A 20,729-nucleotide genomic window follows, 5' to 3' on the forward strand; every position below is an offset into this window, starting at 1 on the left:
ATTACTGCGTATAAAAATACAAAAAAGGTTCGGATATCTATACATCCGAACCCCTTCCATCATGTCATGAGAAAAACTAGTGTAAATTTTTGTCTTCGTCATCGGAGTGCGCGTCAGCTAGCATAGCTTCGTTTATTTCTGATGGTCTGCCTCCATTATAGTAATATCTTTTCCAATAAGCTTCGTTTAAGTTACTTACCATTACGCCTCTGCTGGACGAAGCGTGCGCAAACTTGTCATCACCGAGGTAAATGCCGACATGGGTAATCTGTCTGCTACGGATTTTAAAAAAAACAAGATCGCCTGGTTGCAAGTCGTTTTTGCGGATAGGTTTTACGTTGGCATATTGATTACGGCTGTTGTAGCCTATCGTGGTATTAAATACATTTTCATAAACAGCAAGTGAAAATTTAGAACAGTCTATTCCTTTTTTAGAATCACCGCCCAAGCGGTAAGGGGTACCCAGCCATTCATATACAAATTGATAAAGCTTTGTGTTTGCCATTGCATTGGATGCAACACCCATTATCTGTGAAAAATATTCTTTGGCTAGGTTATCAGGGTCAGAAGAAGTGGATTTCGCTGTTTGTGCCTGAGACATGGCACAAAAGCCCACGAAAAGCATACCTGCTATCAGTTTTTTTGTATTCATTATGTTCGCCTATTTCACTTAATTTATGATACGTTCTTAAGTTTGTCTTATATTTTCTACAGGACTGAAGCAAATCTACTACATAATGTCTCGGCTTCCAAGCATATTCTTTATTATTTTACCGTCGTTTAACGATTTTTAACATTTTTTTTGTTGTATTTCGATATTTGTGATTTTTTACTTTGTGGCTGGATATCTACTTTTTATAAAGTTTCGTTGTTAAAATTTTAATGAAAATGAAACCGAGATGTATAAATAATGATCACATAATGTCATTATTTATACTCGAGCTCTCATTGGCCTTTGAAAAAATCATAAAATAAATGAAAAAATATTTGATAGTTTAAAATTAAAACTCCTATATTTAGATCGTTTTTCAAAAATATGGAAAGTTTACACATTATTATTACAACGATTATTATTACCACCGGCACAGTTCATCGGGGGAAGTAATTCTATTGTATAAGAAAGTGTACATAAAATATAGAGCCTTCCTCCAAATGGGAAGGCTTTTTTTTGTTAGTATACACACTATTTTAAATTATAAATAAACTGAAATGAAAGTATTAAAGTTTGGAGGGACATCAGTTGGCAACGTGGACAGTGTAAAAGCAGTCTTAGGTATTGTTAAAAGATCATACGACGAAGGAGAAAAGCCGTTAGTCGTGTTGTCAGCTATGGCGGGCGTGACGAACCTGCTGATGAGAATGGCAGAAAATGCAGCTGCGCGTATCCCTTTTGACGAAGATTTGAAATCGCTTGAAGAACGGCATTTCGAAGTGGTGAAAAAGCTCATCGCGGTAAAATATCAAAATCCGGTGTTTACCAGATTGAAATTAATGCTCAATGAACTAGAAGAAATCCTACAAGGCATTAGTGCACTTCGAGAATTAAGCTTACAAAGTAAAGATTTGGTTGTTTCTTTCGGTGAACGATTGTCAAATTATATGGTTTCCAAAATAATGGAACAATATGTTGCACAAACTGAGTTTATTGACGCCTCTCATTATATAAAGACAGATTCCAACTTTGGACATGCGCATGTTAACGAAGAAGTCACAAATCAACTTATTCAGTCACTTGCACATACCCGTACAGATAAACTTTTATTTGTCACTGGTTTTATTGGTTCGAATGAGAATGGCCGTATCACAACACTGGGAAGAGGGGGATCTGATTATACGGCAGCAATTTTTGGATCGGTACTACAGGCTTCTGCGATCGAGATATGGACGGATGTCAACGGTATGTTAACGGCAGATCCACGTATCGTCAAAAAAGCATTTTCGCAACCAACTTTATCCTATAACGAAGCGATGGAGCTTTCTTATTTTGGGGCGAAGGTAATCTATCCGCCGACGATGATTCCTGCTTTTTTGAAGAAGATTCCAATTGTCATCAGAAATACTTTCGAACCGGAATTTCCGGGTACCGTTATCCAGTTTGAAAGCGGAAAATCTGTTTATCCGATCAAAGGAATCTCGTCTATCGCCGATATTTCTGTCATCAATGTTTCCGGAAGTGGAATGATCGGGAAATCGGGGTTTAGCGGACGTTTATTTACATTGTTGGCAAGGGAGCAGATCAATGTCGTGCTGATCACCCAATCGTCTTCCGAACATAGTATCACATTTGCCGTTCACCCAGATGATGCAACGAAAGCTGTACAACTTATTAAAGCAGAATTCGAACTGGAACTGGAAGCGAATAAACTGGTTATGCCCATCGTAGAAAATGAACTTTCGGTATTGGCAATTGTTGGCGAAAACATGAAGCGTACGCCGGGTATGTCTGGTCGCTTGTTCCATGCTTTGGGACGGAATGGTATCAATGTCCGCGCGATAGCTCAAGGCTCCTCAGAACTCAATATCTCTGTTATTATTGAGAAAGAAAATATGGCAAAAGCACTGAATACGGTACACGATGCATTCTTTGCGGAATTAAAGAAGACGTTATATGTATTTAGTTTGGGTACAGGTAATATCGGAGCAACATTATTTAAGCAGATCCATGAACAATATGATTTTTTGGTGGAAAATAACGACTTGGAAATTAAAATTGCCGGCATTTCCAATTCCAGGAAAATGCTATTTAATGCAGAAGGTATAGATTTGGCCGACTGGCGTACGACATTGGAAGGTCAAGGAGAAGTTGCGGATCTGTCCAATTTTGTAGAACGTATGAAGGCAATGAATTTACCTAATTGTGTTTTTATTGATAATACGGCCAGCCCACTTCCGTCTACCTATTATATAGATATATTTAAATCGAATATCTCGGTTGTCACTTGTAATAAAATAGCTAATTCGGGGGAATACAAGCAATACAAGTCGCTCCACGATACAGCACGTAAATATGGTGTAGACTTTTTCTACGAGACAAATGTTGGGGCGGGTCTTCCTATTGTTCGGGTATTGAAGGATTTAATGTTGAGTGGCGATCGTATCGTGCGGATCGAGGCAATCCTTTCCGGAACTATTTCCTATATATTCAACAATTTTACAGGAACTGCGTCATTTTATGAAGTTGTGAAACGTGCTCAGGAATTGGGGTATACCGAACCTGACCCACGTGATGATTTAGGGGGTACTGATTTCATGCGGAAAATGTTGATTTTGGCGAGGGATGCAGGGCATGTAATTGAACCATCTGATGTTAATTTAGGAGCCATTCTTCCTCAAGCCTGTTTAGAGGCTACATCTGTAGACGATTTTTATACCGAGTTGCTAAAAGCCGATCAATACTTCAATGCATTGAAAGAAAAGGCAGAAAGTCAAAAGAAGGTGATCCGATATATTGGCAAGCTGGAAGACGGTAAAGTGTCCATTGCTTTGGAAATGGTAGATGAAAACCATCCTTTCTATGCGTTGTCAGGAAGCGATAATATAATCTCTTTTACCACAGAGCGTTATAAGGAACGTCCATTGGTTGTAAAAGGGCCTGGCGCTGGAGCGGAAGTGACTGCGGCGGGTGTATTTGCCGATTTGGTCAATGTGGGTGCGTAATGGAGATAGGAGTATACGTGATAAATTATTGTAATGAATCAAAATAATATAGCTAAAAAAATAGATTTCGATAAAATCGTGGATACCGTGCGTGTGTTTGCACCTGCCACTGTAGCGAATATGATATGTGGATTTGACATATTAGGGTTTGCCGTGGACTACCCGGGAGATGAAGTCCTGATGCATCGTGTAACCGCGCCGGGTGTACGAATCCGCTCGATTGTCGGAGACGACGGTAAGTTGCCATTAGATGCGGATAAAAATACCGTAAGTGCTTGCGTCAAAATGTTGCTGGAGCACCTAGGAGTTTCGAAAGAAATTGGTGTGGAAATCGAGCTCATCAAGCATATGCCGATCGGTAGCGGTTTAGGGTCTAGTTCCGCTAGTACCGTAGCGGGACTATTTGCTATTAACAACCTTTTGGGAAATCCATTGACCAGGGAAGAACTGCTCCCTTTTTGCGTGGAAGGTGAGCGTCTCGCCTGTGGGCATGGACATGCTGATAACGTAGCACCGGCATTAATGGGCGGCATTACGTTAATTCGGGGACACAATCCTTTAGATGTAATCAAATTACCGGTACCCACGGAGTTATATGCTGGGATCGTATTTCCAAAAGTCGATGTGCCGACACGCGATGCCCGACAGCTTATTAAAGAAAAAGTTTTCTTAAAAGATGCCGTGACGCAGTGGGGGAATATTGCTGGATTAATCGCAGGACTTTATGAAAATGATTACGGGTTGATTAGCCGAAGTATGCACGATGTTCTCATTGAACCTACCCGTGCTATTTTGATTCCTGAGTTTTATACCATGAAACAAATTGCAATAGATGCTGGTGCGTTAAGTTTCGGTATCTCTGGTTCCGGACCATCGGTAGTCGCGATTTCCCGTGGAAAAGAAACAGCAGAAAATGCCGCAAGTTTAATTCAACAACATCTAACAGATAGCGAGATCGACAGTTTTAAATATGTATCGCCTGTCAATATTGACGGGCCAAAAATTTTATAGCAAGAACAAAATGAAACCGAGATGTAAATAATCATTGACACACAGGGGAATGATTATCTTCGACGAGCTCGCAAGCTCGGTTATTTACTCAAGCTCTCATCAGCCATAAAAAATAAAAATAAATAGATGAAATTATACAGTACAAATAATAAAGACCTACGGGTTTCTTTTCAGGAAGCGGTTTTTAATTCTTTGCCTGCAGATAAAGGCTTATATATGCCCGAGGAGATCCCATCAATGGATGCGGCTTTTATACGCAATATTCAACAATACTCTTTACAGGAGATGGCTTTGGAAGTGGCACATACATTAATTGGCGATGCTATTCCGAAGGATGATTTAAAGAGCATTATTGCTGATGCAATTAATTTTGATGCACCTGTGCGGTTTCTAGATGCGGAAACAGCCGTATTAGAATTATTCCACGGACCGTCATACGCCTTCAAGGATTTTGGCGCGCGATTTATGAGTCGGGTAATGGGCTATTTCTCTAAGCAAGGAGATCAATTGTTAGATGTTTTAGTTGCTACCTCCGGTGATACCGGTGGAGCTGTCGCATCAGGGTTTTTAGGCGTCGAAGGTACACGTGTAACCATACTTTATCCCAAAGGCAAGGTGTCTAAAGTGCAGGAAGAACAGTTGACAACGAACGGGAAAAATATACGTGCATTGGAGGTTGACGGTACGTTTGACGATTGTCAAGCACTGGTAAAGACGGCATTTAATGATGCTGAGCTGAATAACGTACTGAGATTGACTTCTGCTAATTCCATTAATATTGCTCGATTGATACCGCAAACATTCTATTATTTTTGGGCTTATGCACAGTTAAAATCCCAAGGCATATCGGAAGTAGTCTTTACGGTGCCTAGTGGCAATTTCGGTAATATTGGAGCTGGTCTACTGGCCTATAAAATGGGGTTGCCTGTAAAGCATTTTGTAGCGGGAACAAATGTTAACGATACTGTTCCACGTTTCCTGCAATCGGGTAGCTATGATCCGAAACCATCTGTACAGACGTTGGCAAATGCCATGGATGTTGGTAATCCGAGTAACTGGGTACGAATACAGGATATGTTTCACAACAACCTAGAAGAACTTCGTGATATGATTTCATCTTATACATATGACGACGAACAAACCGTAAAAGCAATGGAAGAACTCTACGATAAATATCAGTATATTGCTTGTCCGCATACCGCTATTGCCTATCTCGCGGCTCATCAATATCGGCAAGATTATCCGGGAACGTATGCTTCGGTGTTTTTATCAACAGCCCATCCGTGTAAGTTTCCAGATGCTATTTCCCAGGATGTGTTTGCAAAAATTGAATTGCCAAAAGGAGCAGAAGAGTTGACGGGGAAGCCAAAACTGGCGACGGAAATACCCGTGGATTATGAAATTTTTAAATCCTATCTGCTTGTCAATAATTAATTATAAAGGATTAAAAGCAACAGTTCTACTATTGATGCGCTTATTCCGTTTTAAAAAGATAACCTTAATTTAACAAAAAACTAAGGATATTTGTGCCTAAATTAATTTGGGTAGATGGCAGAAAGATTGCTATATTGTAAACGCAATATAGCAATCGATCGGATTATGATGTTCCAATGGTTCGTTATCGAGTCCGACGTTTAAGTTAGATATGACGAATTATTCGCACATAGAATATTGGCAACGTTTTATTCAGGGAGATCAAGAGGCATTCAGAAGCTTATATGACCTATATGCCAATGCGCTTTTTTCTTATGCAATTCGATATTGTGCGGATGAGGAAATAGTAAAGGATAGCATACATGATTTGTTTGTTGATTTACATCGGTATCGTTCCAGATTGAATCCTCACGTGAATGTAAAAGCCTATCTGTTTGGTTCTCTTCGCCGAAAAGTGGTAGAAAGTAAGAAAAAAAGTATAGACCGTTCTATTTCTGCCGAAAACTATCGTTTTCGATTGGGATTGGAAACCGAAGACTATATTACGTTATCTGATGATAAAGAAAACGAGGTATTAACGAAACTTCGTGCCGAAATGGAGAAGTTGCCATACCGCCAAAAAGAGGCTCTATATCTGCGTTTTACCTGTGAAATGTCCTATGAACAGGTTGCCCAAATTATGGATATTTCTATCGCATCTTGCCGTACGCTTATATATAGGGCTGTAAAGGATTTGCGTCTACGGATGGAAAACAATAAAATTTCTCAATTATTATTCATCGCATTTCTGCCAGTTCGGAAAATTAACGATCAGCCTATTACAAGTCGCTCTATGCTCATTTAGTCAACGTGCCTTGTGCTCTGTGTATTTAAACTTTCGCTTTTTACGTTGATTTCTGATTTGCTTTAATTTTTTCTTTTTTTTTCAAAATTCTTGTCTATAAAAAGATAATTCGGTTCTCTATATATGTAGATGAAAGACGGAATTATTTATAAATCCCAAACGCGTTAATCAATATATGGAACGTAAAGTAGAGGACATTCTAAGTGGCGACTCACCCAGCGAGGATCTCGATAAAGAGGCGGCCGACGTTAGAAAGTTGGGAAACCGTATTTTAAACATATTGCAATCGACGAGATCCCATAAATTGTCGTCTGACGCTTATATTGCATTATGGATGCGCATAGAAGAAACAACGAGAAAAAGCGTTCGACGAACTCGTCAGATCAGGATGTTACGGTATAGCGCGGTCGCCTGTGTTGTACTCACGTTATCAATCTTTTTTTGGAATAAGCAGGTCCACGAGATGTCATACGAATCCCTATTGTATAACGCGACGATCAGCCAAAATTTGATAACGGAGGAAGAAGAGGTATCTATACGGCAAGGTAACGGACAACAGATGCTTATTTCTGACGGGCAAGTTATTGATTTACGTTCTAATGAAGAGAATGAAAATAGGCAAAAGAAAACGCCTACATTCAATACGGTTACCGTGCCTTACGGGAAACGTATTGAGGTCATATTGCCAGATAATTCGAAAGTGTGGTTGAACGCGGGATCGCAATTGACGTTTCCAACAATATTTGAAACCGCTGAAAGACGAGTATACTTGGAAGGTGAAGGTTATTTTGACGTAGAAGGGGAATTAGAACGTCCTTTCTACGTTCATACTGCAAATATGGTAGTTAAAGTTTTGGGGACGACGTTTAATATTAGTTCTTATAAAGACGATCCGTTTGCATCAACGGTGTTGCTTAGTGGAGAGATAGAATTACAGGGAGTAGGGGAAACATTGTTCGAGCCTCATGTCCTAAAACCAGGAACTGCTGCCGTATTGCGCAAAGACAGTAAACGTTTATCTATTTCCAACGAAACTGTTGAAGATCATATCTCATGGAGACAGAAGCAACTTATTTTGAAAAATACCCCTTTGGCAGAGATCACCGCGAGACTGGAACGTGTTTACAATACGGATATTAAAGTAGAATCTGCTTCGGGAGCAAACGAAACTTTTTCGGGACGGTTGGATTTAACGCAACCCCTAACAAATTTGTTGACAACACTATATAACCCACTTGAATATCAACTTCAGAAAGAGGAAAGGAGGATTATTATTAACAAAAGATAAAACTAATTTTTGACTTGGTGTAGAGCCAGTCGATAGAGAGAAAATAGGCAGATGCGGCTACATCTACCTATTTATAAGTGTATTAATTAACAAAATATTAATTTATAACGATTGTAAATCTATGAAGTTTCTTTACAATAGGCAAACCTTTTTTGTCAAAGGAAGGCATAAAAACCTATACCAAAAAGCGATCCGCATGATAAAGTTAACAGCTCTTTTTTTGTGTTTGGGAATGGTGGCAGTTCATGCCGACACCTATTCACAAAATGTCAGTGTTGATATCAGAAACGGTAAATTGATCGATTTATTCGAGGAAATCGAAGGGCAAAGTGAATACGTATTTCTGTATAGAGATAAATTAGTTGCCGATAAAAAGATCAATATAACTGTTAAAAATGAAAATTTACAACGTCTGTTGAAGAGGACGTTAAACGCTGAAAATTTAGATTACACCATTACGGGGAATCAAATTACGATTATGCCAAGGAAAGAAGTTCAGCAGCGAGTTGTTTCCGGTACCGTCAGGGATGAAGATGGGAATCCGCTTGCGGCGGCGAACGTATTGATTAAGGGGTCTACGGTGGGTACCATGACAGATGATGCAGGCCGTTACCAAATTACAATAAATGGTGAGGTCACATTGATGTTTACTTTGATGGGCTACCAAGAAGTAGAGGAAAATACCCGGAACCGAACGCGTGTGGACGTAGTGCTACGTCCAGATACACGTGATATCGACGAGGTTGTAGTGACGGGCTATAACCAGATAGAGAGACGCCACGTGGCTTCTTCCGTAGCCGAGGTGAATATGGAACGGGTTGCGAATCGACCTCTTTTTAAACTGGAGGAGGCGTTTAGTGGAACTGTTCCCGGAGTTACCATGCTTCAAGGAAGCAATTTACCGGGGGCCGTGCCAGGCAGTATCTCTATTCGCGGCGTCAGTACATTACAAAGTCAAGCGCCGTTGGTTATCGTAGACGGAATGGAGCAGTCATTGACCGATATCGATCCTAACCAAGTGAAGAGTATTTCGGTATTAAAGGATGCGGCGTCTGCGTCACTTTATGGCTCTCGAGGCGCTAACGGTGTTATTATCATTGAAACACACCGTGGGCAAGCAGGGCAATTCAAGGTCGACCTGCATTCCTGGACGGGTGTCAGTTCGCAAATAGACAAACCAGATTTTGTAAACGCTTCTGATTATATGCGCTTGAACAACGAAGCTCGGGGCATGCAGGGACAGACACTCCTATTTTCGGACGACGATATTGCAAAAGCTGAATCAGGAGAGACGCCTTCGGTAGACTGGTTGGACGCTATTAAAGAACGTACTCCTTATTCGCATAATACGACCGCCAATATTTCTGGTGGGGGTGGTGTAGGATCATTTAATTTGATGTTAGGATATATTACGGACAATGGTCTTAACCACGTCGAAGGTTCAGACAAGTACAGTGCACGCTTCAATACAAATATCAATATGGCGGACAAGTTTGTCTTATTAGCTGATTTTTATGCACATCGTTTACAAGTGGACCGGTTAATGGCGAACACCAACGGACATGGTTTGTATCAAGATGCTTGGAAAATGAATCCTACACAAACTATCTTCTATGATACAGAGCGACCGAACCATTATGCCTTGTATAATAATATTAATCCGGTAGCGTCTATTCATCATGGGGGCATTCGGAACAATGTCCATGACCGTAGTACAATCAATTTGCGGCCACGTTATTTTATTACAGACAACTTTTCGATCGACGGAAATGTATCCTATTTAATCAATAAATCGGCATGGAAACAGGAACGATTGACCCACCGTTTTTATGATGAAGACGGAAAACCAGCTTTGATTTGGGGAAACAATGTCGATGCGGATCAAGCAGTTAGTTCTAGTCAATTAACCGCCAGAGCAAATATTAATTACCAAGAGTCTTTGTTCAATGGTCGGGACAAAATTTATTTAATTGCGGGTACAGAGACCATGTCACATATCTATACGGATTATAGAGAGATTAATAAGGCATCCTTCTTTGGAAAGTTAAATTATGCATTTGACGAGCGCTACTTATTGGAAGTTACGTCGAGATCCGATGGTAGCAGTAAATTCGCGCCCGGACATCGTTGGGGATTCTTCCCTTCGGCAGCCTTAGCATGGAACGCGCACAACGAAAAATTCTTTCGTCGTTTAAGAGAAAATGGAACTATTAACAACTTGAAATTCCGTTTCTCTTATGGTCTCATTGGTAATGAGAATGTAGCTCCTTATTTATGGCAGGAAGTGGTGAACAATTGGGGGTGGACCATGCGAGTACCGAACCCAGAATTTAGCTGGGAAAAACAAAAACAGTGGAATGTCGGAATGGATTTGACGGCTTTGAAGAACCGGTTGAATGTGACGGCAGAAGTTTATCATAAACACTCCTACGATTTAATTTATGAATCTTTTCCTGTGCCCCCGCTGACCGGCGCACATGTTCTCGAATCGTCAGTTAACATAGGCGAAGTGGAAAACAAAGGATGGGAGCTCAGCGCCAATTGGAGTGATAAAATCGGTGATTTTTCCTACACGGTAGGTGGTATGCTGTTCGATAATGTAAACCGGGTACTCAAAGCGGGATACACCAATACCGATAGTTTGGTGTTTAAAGGAAACGAGGATAAAATATGGTATCGGGGTATTGCCATTGATAATTATTACGGTTATCAAAGTGAGGGGTACTACCAGAACGAAGAAGAATTAAACGCTTCTGGAGCCAAACTACCAAATACACGTGTCGGCGATATTCGCTATGTCGACCAAAACGGAGATGGCATCATCAACCAATTAGACCGTATTGATTTAGGTGATCCCTTTCCGCACCTGAATTATGCTATAAACATAGATTTACGTTATAAAAACTGGGACTTCAGTATGTTAGGGCAGGGCGTAGGTCGACGAACGCAGCGAATTAAAGGATTAGAAGCATATCCTGTTTTAATGGATGGTACCGAGAATAGCCTCGGAACACCACGTCAATATTATATGGATAATCGCTGGACACCGGACAATCCAAATAGTCGTTTCCCGAGGGTATGGACCGGTGCAACACCAAATACAAATTTAAGTGACGTCTGGTTAGGCGATGCATCTTACCTCCGGATAAAAACCCTACAACTCGGCTACACGATTCGGAATATCGGAAAATCGATTCGTAACGTCCGTTTTTATGTTAATGCACAGGATGCGCTCACATTTACAAAATGGGAGGGATTGGATCCGGAACGAGAAGATAATCATGCTGGTAATGGAAGCTATCCACGTATGGCAACCTACAGCATTGGTATTAGAGCCACAATATTGTAACCTATAAAATGATGAAGCAATGAAAAAACAAAGTATATTTCTGATTCTGGTTTTGGTAATGTTAAGTAGCTGCGAAAGTTTTTTGGACAAAAGGGATCCTACAGCAACCACTTTCGAAGAATTTTTTAATACGGAAGCCGATTTACAGCGTGTCACTTATAGTTCCTATTTGGATTTTTTTACACCAAGAGACAATCGTAGGATGCTTTTCTATATGAAAGACGGACGTTCAGATGACGCATATGCCCGTGTGGATGGAGATCACCATTTACGTATTGCAAATGGCAATATCAATGCTAACACCCCAGCTTTTGAGTATTATTATACGTTGCAGTTTAAGCATATCGGACGTATCAATAATTATCTCGCAACAATAGATGCCCCCTATGTGGAGGATGAGGCAATCCGCCAGAAATATAAAGCTATTCTTGAAGGTTTGCGTGTATGGCATTATTTTGAAGCTACAACACGCTGGGGAAATATCCCTTTCCACCTTGAACCGGCAAGCATCGAAGAAGCTAAGCAGGCTCCGGTACCGCAAGCAGAGGTCCTAGATAGACTGTTTGAAATGTCGGATGGTATCATTGATCGTTTACCTTCAGGGGAATATTCGACCGACAAACATTTTTTGAATAAAGAATCTTTCAAAACGCTCGTAATGCGCTATGCTTTGTACCATGGGCGTTATGAACTAGCGGCCCGGTTGGCACAGGAGGTTATGGAAAGTGGAAGATATGAGCTTTATCCGAATTATAGAGATTTGTTTCAGTACGCTGGAGCATCGTCAAACAAAGAATTTATCCAGCATCATAATTTGGAAGCAGTAGGCGCTAATAACACCTGGTCTTTCCGGGATTTGGGACCGCATTTCCGTACAGGAAATGGGCAATCTTACAGTGTGCCAACGAAAGCGTTGGTGGATGCTTACTGGACCTTGCAAGGGCGTCAGATCGACAATTGTCCATTATATACCAAAGAAGAATATGAGCTGAATCCCAAATTGAACCGGGATCCGAGATATGAAGCGAGTATCATGGGGCACGGAGATATATTTTACGGAGAAGAGATTGACATCTATACGCCAGGGCAACCCATGTATTATCAGAATTTGAGAGCGAGTAAATCGGGGTATTGGTACAGAAAATTAGTGCCCGAAGAAGATGCCTTCCGTAACGGAAATCTTGTTTACGGCCTCTCGCGCTATGCAGAAGTATTACTAACTTATGCTGAAGCTAAGATCATGCAGGACGATATTGACGAGTTGGCGAAAGATTGTATCAACGAGGTAAGGAGAAGAGCTGGACTGGATATGAACTATGCTGACGTCACGTTACCGACGTATAGTGCCTATACCCAGCAGCAATGGATTGATCTGATTCGGAACGAACGCCGAGTAGAATTCGCAGGAGAAGGTTTACGTTATGATGATATTATTCGTTGGAAGATTGCTGAAGATGTATTAAATAAACCAGCATTAGGACATACACGACTGATAAATGGACAACTGCAGAGTTTACACATTGAAAACCGAAGTTTTGCTCCCCACAACTACCTCTGGCCGCACCATGCATTACAATTAAAAATAGAACCGGAATTGGTACAAAACCCCGGTTATTAACGATTTAACGCTGAACGGGTGGAAGTTTTTTTCACCCGTTTTTATGTATTTTAAATAAAATATTGTTATTCTGATTTTTTTGGCTACTTAACCCATACTTTTGCAAGTATGAACAAAATAACACTGCATAAAGGCAAAGAGAAAGCTGCTTGGCAATTACACCCTTGGATTTTTTCTGGCGCAATAAAAAACGTAGATGGATCACCTGCAAATGGTGCGATTGTTAAGGTTTTTAATATAGATAAAGAATTTATAGCGTATGGTGTTTACAACGCCCATTCGCGAGTAGCTGTCCGCCTATTGGAATGGAGCCAGCAGCATCCTGTAGACGATGGATGGTGGCGTAATCGTGTACAACGTGCCATAGAACTGAGAACCCATTTGTTAACGGATCAGAACGATACGGTACGGTTGATTTTTGCGGAAGCTGATTTTTTACCAGGGCTTATTGTCGATAAATATGGCGATTTCTTATCGGTACAAGTACATTCTTCCGGTATCGAAACCGTAAAGACCATCATTGTCGAAGAGTTGGTAAAGCTTTTACAACCTAAGGGGATTTATGAGCGAAGCGATCTAAATGCTCGCCAACATGAAGGATTATCGGACACGAACGGATTGCTGTACGGAGAAATGCCATCCGAATTTGTGGAGGTGATAGAAAATGGTATTCGTTACCAGATAAACATTGTCGAGGGGCAGAAGTCCGGCTTTTATTGTGATCAACGGGATAATCGCTCACTGACAGCACACTACGTCAAAGATAAACGCGTGTTGGACTGCTTCTGCTATTCGGGAGGGTTTACGTTGAATGCTTTCCAGGCAGGTGCGTCTTCCGTTGTTTCGGTGGATAGTTCTGCTTTGGCTATCGAAACACTACATAAAAATATGGCATTAAATGGATTCGATACGACGATACTCACAGCCGTTCAGGCTGATGTCAATAAATACCTTCGCCAATTGAGGGAAGAAGAGGAAAAGTTTGATGTTATTATTTTAGACCCTCCAAAGTACGCTCCGTCCCGTTCAGCTTTGGATAAGGCAGCGAGGGCATATAAAGATTTGAATAGACGCGCACTGCTCTTATTAGAAAGTGGAGGACTCTTGGCTACTTTTTCTTGTTCCGGCGCGATGGACATCGATACGTTTAAACAAGTTATTGCCTGGGCTGCGTTGGATGCCGGGAAGGAAATCCAATTTATTCGACAATTTAATCAACCGGAAGATCATCCAATTCGAGCATCATTTCCAGAAGGCGAATATTTAAAGGGATTGCTGGTTCGTGTAGTATAGGAAGAACGTGTATTTGACAAAAATCTGAAAATGTTCAAAAAGTAAATCTTTGATAATAGCCTAATACTTGGTAATTTTGTGTTACTATACTGGAAACCTCGTCTGAAGGGATGGACTAAAATGAGATAACAATCATTCCGCCCCCGAAAAGGCATAAGTTCATAAAAATTGTGTATTATGGCAAAGAAGTTATATGTATCAAACGGAACCGAATCCGTTCGGATGTTTAAGAATAATTTTTTGGAATCCTTGACTAAAATACATTACAGTGTTCCTTTAATATTTTGGATCCCGGTGATAGGTTATTTTATTTATCAAGCCTACACAAAAGGTGAAATGTCTATGGGAAATATAGCTTTGTATTTTTTTGCTGGTTTGGCTTTTTGGACGTTGGCAGAATATATGTTGCACCGTTGGGTATTTCATTATGAACCAACGTCTAATTGGGGTAAGCGTATACACTTTATTTTTCATGGTGTACATCACGACTATCCAAAAGATCGGTTGCGTTTAGTCATGCCACTATCAGCTAGTATTCCCCTAGCTGCTATTATTTATTTTATTTTCAGTTTATTTTTACCGGAATTTGTATTAGCCGCTTTTTTTGCTGGATTTCTTTTAGGGTACCTTATTTATGACGAATGTCACTACGCCATGCATCATGCTAATTTTAAATCGGGGTTGTTCAAGAAAATAAAAGATCACCATATGCTCCATCACTATTCTGATCCGGAGCGTGGATTCGGGGTCAGTTCCGCAATATGGGATGTTATATTCGATTCTGGTTTCAAGAAAAAGAAGAAGAAAAACACTATAAATGAAAAAGAAGCTGACTAGTCAGCTTCTTTTTCATTTATTTTACCACCGTATCAATGCAGACCCCCAAGTAAATCCGGCACCAAAGGCAGCTAAGCAGATCAAATCACCGTCCTTGATTTTTCCCTCTTCCCACGCTTCGCATAATGCAATAGGAACAGAAGCTGCAGTCGTATTACCATATTTTTGAATATTGTTAAAAACCTGATCGTCACCCAATCCCAACGTCTTCTGCACAAATTGTGCAATTCGGAGGTTGGCTTGATGAGGGATAAGTAAATCAATGTTGGTCGATTGGAGATTATTTTTTGCCAATGCTTCTTGTATAACTTCCGGAAATTTAACAACGGCTTTTTTGAATACTGCTTGTCCATCCATATATGGAAATGCAGAGCCATCTTCTAACATTTCTTTTGTAAATAACATACCTCCAAGTTCGTGCTCAGGCCAATCTGGCCGTTTGTCCAACCATATTCCTCCGGACGTTCCAGGATAATACATGGCGAGCTTTTCAGCTTCAGCACCATCCGAGTGTAAATGGGTGCTGAGGATACCTTTTCCGACTTCGGTAGTCGGTTGCATCACGACGGCTCCGGCACCATCGCCAAAGATAACCGAAACGGCACGTCCGCGGGTGGAATAATCCAAGGCAAAAGAATGCTTTTCAGAACCAACAACCAGGATATTCTTGTACATACCGGTTTTGACGAACTGATCAGCAATAGAAAGCGCGTATACGAAACCCGAGCATTGATTTCTAATATCAAGTGCACCGATCTCTCCCATACCCATTTCACGTTGTAGTAACACCCCACAACCCGGAAAATAATAATCGGGAGATAGCGTTGCAAATATGATAAAGTCAATGTCTTCTACTGTTGTATTCGCCCGTTCGATCGCAATTCTAGCTGCTTCGATACCCATTGTCGTAGTCGTTTCTCCTATACGGTCGGCGTAGCGTCGCTCCTTGATGCCCGTCCGCTCTTGGATCCATTCATCACCGGTATCCATAAACCGGGTAAGATCGTCGTTTGTGTATACATTTTTTGGCACGTAATATCCTATGCCGGCAATTTTCGATTGAAACATCTTACTTCCTTTCCTGATGATTAGTGTGTAAATCTACAAATTTTAAGTATTTAAATAATTAAGCAAGTTTCGCACTTCTAACATATTTATTCTTTACTATAACGTTGGAATATTAAATATAAACGTTAATATTTGTTTAGCGTACTACTTTTTAAGCGCGGGGCATGCGTTCTAGGTGATAAACAATTCTTTCATAACTTTAAAATATTAATTATTTTTGCGGTATGAGTGTAGAAACAGAACAAGAAGCGTTTACGCTTGAAGAGATATTAGCTACTGTCCAGTCTTCAAACCGTCTGATTCTATGGAACGATGAGACTAATACTTTCGACCATGTCATTGATTGCCTAATGAAGCATTTGCAATATTCGGAAGCCCAAGCCGAACAAATTGCGTGGAAGGTACATACGGAAGGTAAGTGTGCCGTGCTCGAGGGCTCTTTAACAGAGATGGAAGTGTACCGAAAGATTTTAAAATCCGAAGGATTAACAGTTTCCGTAGAATAATTCTTTTCTTTTTTCTTAACAAAAAAAGAAACAAAAAAGTCAAGACTTGTCTGTTTTTGCTATCTTTATTTGCCTATTCCTAAACAGCATGAAACTCGCTCCGCTCAGACAATATGCTGTTTTTAACGGAATAGTCTTCTTAAAGGTGGCCGCAAAAAAAGACGAGGTCGATTTAACCCATATGCCAACATTCAATTATCATCGCGTCCGTTTATACCATTGTAGGATCCTCTCCTTAACATAAAAGGTCGCATGAAAAGCTTTGGCGACTGTAGGAAGCCTCTTCCTGCATTATCCCTAATGCCAAAGGTTTTAAGCGACGAGTTTTGCTTCACTTTTGCGGTCAAAAGTGGAAAAACCACATCGTAATAATGCAGTTACGATAGAACGATAGCAGCTTTTATTTTGTTTTTTTGTAGAAAGGACGTTTTTTTACATGATATCTACTAGAAACTTGAAGCTGATCTTCTTTATTATTTTTTGCCCTCTATTTCTTTTTGCACAACAAGGGAAGATAGAAGCCATCGTTGTAGACGAGGAAACCAATGAACCGATTATTGGTGCTAGCGCTTCCCTTCTTCAGCAATCCAATCAAAGCTATGTTCAAGGCGCGCAAAGCGACATAGAAGGAAGACTAGTTTTTTCTGATGTAGATTTTGGAACATATACGATTCGTGTTACCTATGTTGGAAAAGAAAATGTGCTTATTGAAAATGTACGCGTGGCAAATCAACAACCTGTAAAGTTGGCAAGGGTATCCATGATGGATGATGGCAAGTTGATCGAGGAAGTAGTTGTCGAAGGGAGGACACCAGAAATGCGTTTGGGAATTGACAAAAAGGTGTTTGATGTTTCCCAAAGTTTGGTCAGTGTAGGTGGTTCTGCCAGTGATTTGTTGCAGAATGTGCCCACGCTTGACGTCGATGCCGATGGGAATGTTTCTCTCCGAGGTTCCAACAGCGTGAAGATTTTGATTGATGGAAGAGAGTCCGCGATGGCCGGTTCCGATATCAATGCGTTGCTACAATCCTTGCCTGCCAATAGTATAGAAAAGGTTGAACTTATTACAAACCCGTCTGCCAAATATGATGCGGAGGGCCAATCGGGTATCATTAATATTATATTAAAAAAGAACGTGAGAACCGGGCTGAATGGTAGTGCGACTGCATCGGGTGGTTCTTATGATAACTACAGTGCTGGAGTGGACTTGAATTACCGAGATCGCAAATTTAATTTCTTTGGCGGATATAACTATGCGAATAGGGTTCGTCCCGGTGATGATTTTAATGATAATACTGAGCTGATAGACGGTATTATACAAGAAAATAGTGCACGTACGATTAGTACGAGTGAAAATAACCGGAAAGGTAAGAACCATACTTTTCGGTTGGGTACGGATTGGTACGCCGCACCGAAAACTACCTTTAGCTTGGGAGCGAATGTCAGCGTTCGCGATAATGATAGACGTTCGGATATCCATTATCGTTATTTTAATGTTCCGGATTTAGGCGACCGTTCTTCTCGAATTTCACAGCAATACGAAGAAGATTTAGGCGTGGATATGACCTTTGATTTTAAGCAGGAACTCAACAGGGAGGGCGAGGAAATCACAGCTAACGTTACGTATGGGGATGATACGGAAGATGGAACAAACGATTTTCATCAAACCTATGCCAATGGTCGTGCTGATTTCCAACGTCAGAATGTAACGAGTGAGGCTGGTAAGAATTGGAATTTTCAAGTAGATTATGTCTTGCCGTTCGCGGACGACCATAAATTTGAAGCAGGTTACCGTACTATGGTGCGCAATAGTGAAGATTCCCAATGGTCGAAAGTATTGGATACTTTGACAGGTGAATTTATGCCGGATTATAGTGTAAGCAACGATTTTGACCTGACGAATAGTGTGCATGCGTTATATGCAAATTATCAACGTAAACTGACAAAGAGATTAGGTATACAAGTAGGGCTACGTGGAGAGCAAACCTATTTAAGGTCTACTTACTATAATTTAGATCCGGAAGCACCCGAAGGTGAAAAAAGAAATGACGGAAATCAAGATTTCTTTCGTCTTTACCCTAGTGCTTTTTTGTCGTATGAAGTGGGCGATTCCGGTGACAAAGTACAGCTTTCTTATACACGCCGAGTGCAACGCCCACGAGGGTGGCAAGTGAACCCCTTCGTCAACGTAAATGATGAAATCAATTATCGACAAGGTAATCCAAACTTATTGCCCGAAGATATACATTCCTTCGAATTAAGCTTTGCGAAATTTTATGATAAGTGGAACTTTATTAGTTCCGCATATTATCGTCGCTCAAGTGATATGATGAGTCCGTTTTTGAGAGATCCAGAGGAAATAGCAGATATTGTCGGCGATAGAAGTAACGTGACCTATAGCCGTTGGGAAAACGTTTCGAAACAAGATGCGATGGGGCTGGAGTTGATATCAAAAGTAAACATGCTGCAATGGTGGGACGCAACGGCGAATGTGAACCTGTTTTATGACAAAACGATGCCCTATGCACAATTTAATACGGGTGAAGTGGAGAACTTTAGCTGGAACGGAAATATTAATACCAACGTAAAATTTACTAAATCTACTACCTTGCAGGCCCGTGGTTTCTACCGCGCTCCCCGGAAATGGGTGCAAGGTAGGATGAAATCCATGGCTGGTTTAGATGTTGCTATACGTCAGGATGTGTTGGCCGGTAAGGGGAGCGTGATGTTTAATGTGCGTGATGTATTCAACAGCCAACGGTTCCGTATGGAAAATAACTTGCCTACCCAGTTCAACCAAAGGGAAAGCCGATGGATGCGACGCATGTTCTCGTTATCCTTCACGTACCGTTTCGGTATTCAGGATTTGAATAAGAAAAGGGAGGATCGTGAAGGAGACAATGGGATGGACGAAGGTATGGAAGGGGGCTTTTAAAAATTCATATATTTTTCTACCTTTAGCGAACAACTAAAAGATGTGTTTAATATGAAGAAAAGATTTATGTATATGGTAGGAGTGGTTGTGGCAATGTCCACCACTATTTGCCAGGCACAAAATGCCACGGCTGTTGGTAAAAATGTTCCGCCTCATGAGCTGAATCACCTCCCTAAAGTTGATATTAGCAAACTTCAGAAAAATGCGGATGGGACGTATGTATTATTTAACGGCACATCGTTGGAAGGTTGGCGAGGATACAACAAAGAGAAGGTTCCCGCAAAATGGAGAATTGAAGACGGTACGTTGAAATTTTCTAGCAAAGGATCAGGGTTGACCAAAGAGGATGGTGGAGATATTATCTTTGCACATGATTTTCAAAATTTTGAACTGGAATTTGAATGGAAAATTTCCCATGCCGGTAATTCTGGTGTGTTTTTCTTGGCAAAAGAAGTAAAAGGGCAGCCGATCTACATATCGAGCCCAGAGTATCAATTGTTGGATAACGAGAATCATCCCGACGCTAAACAAGGGGTCGATGGCAATCGAAAATCAGGCTCTCTTTACGATATGATACCTGCAAAACCTCAAAATGGTAAGCCGGCAGGAGAATGGAATAAAGCGAAGATTGTTGTCAATAATGGGAAGGTAACTCACTATCAAAATGGTGAAAAGGTGGTGGAATATTCCATATGGACACCAGAATGGACAGCGTTATTACAAGCGAGTAAGTTTAGTCAAGAAAAGTGGCCGTTGGCATTCGAATTGTTGAATAATGTCGGTGGAGAATCTAAGTCGGGTGTTATCGGGTTCCAGGATCATGGCGATGATGTCTGGTTGAAGAATATTACCGTAAAGGTGTTGTAAAATTTTTTAAAGTTAAAGACGC

At 40.7% G+C, this 20,729-nt stretch carries 14 protein-coding genes; 12 read left to right on the plus strand and 2 right to left on the minus strand.

From position 1 onward, the window contains the following. Window positions 1–76: 76 nt before the first annotated feature. Window positions 77–652 carry a C40 family peptidase gene (locus G5B43_RS06175; RefSeq protein ID WP_165293833.1) on the minus strand — a complete coding sequence of 192 codons (576 nt, stop codon included), beginning with the start codon at window positions 650–652 and terminating at the stop codon, window positions 77–79. 557 nt (window positions 653–1,209) lie between these two features. On the opposite strand from G5B43_RS06175, the gene thrA reads away from it, so the two are divergent. The 9 genes from thrA to G5B43_RS06220 all read left to right on the plus strand — a co-directional run bounded on the left by thrA (window position 1,210) and on the right by G5B43_RS06220 (window position 15,331). Beyond that, entirely contained in the window at window positions 1,210–3,657 is a 2,448-nt protein-coding gene (gene thrA, locus G5B43_RS06180) for a bifunctional aspartate kinase/homoserine dehydrogenase I (RefSeq protein WP_165293834.1), read from the plus strand. Between the two features lie 33 nt (window positions 3,658–3,690). Continuing rightward, entirely contained in the window at window positions 3,691–4,668 is a 978-nt protein-coding gene (locus G5B43_RS06185) for a homoserine kinase (protein ID WP_165293835.1), read from the plus strand. 126 nt (window positions 4,669–4,794) lie between these two features. Then, window positions 4,795–6,102: a threonine synthase gene (thrC, locus tag G5B43_RS06190; RefSeq protein WP_165293836.1), complete on the plus strand. Its 1,308-nt coding sequence runs from the start codon at window positions 4,795–4,797 to the stop codon at window positions 6,100–6,102. Window positions 6,103–6,313: 211 nt separating this feature from the next. After that, window positions 6,314–6,946, plus strand: a complete 633-nt coding sequence (locus tag G5B43_RS06195) for an RNA polymerase sigma factor (protein WP_165293837.1) — start codon at window positions 6,314–6,316, stop codon at window positions 6,944–6,946. Between the two features lie 175 nt (window positions 6,947–7,121). After that, a complete protein-coding gene (locus tag G5B43_RS06200) occupies window positions 7,122–8,234 on the plus strand; it encodes a FecR family protein (protein ID WP_165293838.1) in 1,113 nt (370 codons plus the stop codon). Between the two features lie 196 nt (window positions 8,235–8,430). Beyond that, window positions 8,431–11,583, plus strand: a complete 3,153-nt coding sequence (locus G5B43_RS06205; protein WP_165293839.1) for a SusC/RagA family TonB-linked outer membrane protein — start codon at window positions 8,431–8,433, stop codon at window positions 11,581–11,583. Window positions 11,584–11,602: 19 nt separating this feature from the next. Then, window positions 11,603–13,201: a RagB/SusD family nutrient uptake outer membrane protein gene (locus tag G5B43_RS06210; RefSeq protein WP_165293840.1), complete on the plus strand. Its 1,599-nt coding sequence runs from the start codon at window positions 11,603–11,605 to the stop codon at window positions 13,199–13,201. Between the two features lie 108 nt (window positions 13,202–13,309). Next, the gene (locus G5B43_RS06215; RefSeq protein ID WP_165293841.1) at window positions 13,310–14,494 is read left to right on the plus strand and encodes a class I SAM-dependent rRNA methyltransferase; all 1,185 of its coding nucleotides are present in this window, start codon (window positions 13,310–13,312) and stop codon (window positions 14,492–14,494) included. A 177-nt stretch (window positions 14,495–14,671) separates the two neighbouring features. After that, a complete protein-coding gene (locus G5B43_RS06220; protein WP_240904772.1) occupies window positions 14,672–15,331 on the plus strand; it encodes a sterol desaturase family protein in 660 nt (219 codons plus the stop codon). A gap of 21 nt (window positions 15,332–15,352) precedes the next feature. On the opposite strand, the gene G5B43_RS06225 is transcribed toward G5B43_RS06220, so the two are convergent. Then, complete coding sequence (locus tag G5B43_RS06225; protein ID WP_165293842.1) at window positions 15,353–16,399, minus strand: 3-oxoacyl-ACP synthase III family protein; 1,047 nt, start codon at window positions 16,397–16,399, stop codon at window positions 15,353–15,355. Between the two features lie 224 nt (window positions 16,400–16,623). On the opposite strand from G5B43_RS06225, the gene G5B43_RS06230 reads away from it, so the two are divergent. The 3 genes from G5B43_RS06230 (at window position 16,624) to G5B43_RS06240 (ending at window position 20,707) form a co-directional block, all read left to right on the plus strand. Beyond that, window positions 16,624–16,905: an ATP-dependent Clp protease adaptor ClpS gene (locus G5B43_RS06230; RefSeq protein ID WP_165293843.1), complete on the plus strand. Its 282-nt coding sequence runs from the start codon at window positions 16,624–16,626 to the stop codon at window positions 16,903–16,905. 436 nt (window positions 16,906–17,341) lie between these two features. Continuing rightward, a complete protein-coding gene (locus G5B43_RS06235; RefSeq protein WP_165293844.1) occupies window positions 17,342–19,840 on the plus strand; it encodes an outer membrane beta-barrel protein in 2,499 nt (832 codons plus the stop codon). A 51-nt stretch (window positions 19,841–19,891) separates the two neighbouring features. Then, complete coding sequence (locus G5B43_RS06240) at window positions 19,892–20,707, plus strand: DUF1080 domain-containing protein (protein WP_165293845.1); 816 nt, start codon at window positions 19,892–19,894, stop codon at window positions 20,705–20,707. The last annotated feature ends 22 nt before the right edge of the window (window positions 20,708–20,729 follow it).

This window comes from Sphingobacterium sp. SGR-19 (assembly GCF_011043555.1).
In the GTDB taxonomy this organism is placed as follows: domain Bacteria; phylum Bacteroidota; class Bacteroidia; order Sphingobacteriales; family Sphingobacteriaceae; genus Sphingobacterium.

Coding starts and splice junctions, on each gene's coding strand:
- G5B43_RS06240 (WP_165293845.1), top strand. CDS start 19,892: ATGAAGAAAAGATTTATGTATATGGTAGGAGTGGTTGTGGCAATGTCC.
- thrC (WP_165293836.1), top strand. CDS start 4,795: ATGAAATTATACAGTACAAATAATAAAGACCTACGGGTTTCTTTTCAG.
- G5B43_RS06195 (WP_165293837.1), top strand. CDS start 6,314: ATGACGAATTATTCGCACATAGAATATTGGCAACGTTTTATTCAGGGA.
- G5B43_RS06230 (WP_165293843.1), top strand. CDS start 16,624: ATGAGTGTAGAAACAGAACAAGAAGCGTTTACGCTTGAAGAGATATTA.
- G5B43_RS06215 (WP_165293841.1), top strand. CDS start 13,310: ATGAACAAAATAACACTGCATAAAGGCAAAGAGAAAGCTGCTTGGCAA.
- G5B43_RS06175 (WP_165293833.1), bottom strand. CDS start 652: ATGAATACAAAAAAACTGATAGCAGGTATGCTTTTCGTGGGCTTTTGT.
- G5B43_RS06235 (WP_165293844.1), top strand. CDS start 17,342: ATGATATCTACTAGAAACTTGAAGCTGATCTTCTTTATTATTTTTTGC.
- G5B43_RS06225 (WP_165293842.1), bottom strand. CDS start 16,399: ATGTTTCAATCGAAAATTGCCGGCATAGGATATTACGTGCCAAAAAAT.
- G5B43_RS06220 (WP_240904772.1), top strand. CDS start 14,672: ATGGCAAAGAAGTTATATGTATCAAACGGAACCGAATCCGTTCGGATG.
- G5B43_RS06185 (WP_165293835.1), top strand. CDS start 3,691: ATGAATCAAAATAATATAGCTAAAAAAATAGATTTCGATAAAATCGTG.
- G5B43_RS06210 (WP_165293840.1), top strand. CDS start 11,603: ATGAAAAAACAAAGTATATTTCTGATTCTGGTTTTGGTAATGTTAAGT.
- G5B43_RS06200 (WP_165293838.1), top strand. CDS start 7,122: ATGGAACGTAAAGTAGAGGACATTCTAAGTGGCGACTCACCCAGCGAG.
- thrA (WP_165293834.1), top strand. CDS start 1,210: ATGAAAGTATTAAAGTTTGGAGGGACATCAGTTGGCAACGTGGACAGT.
- G5B43_RS06205 (WP_165293839.1), top strand. CDS start 8,431: ATGATAAAGTTAACAGCTCTTTTTTTGTGTTTGGGAATGGTGGCAGTT.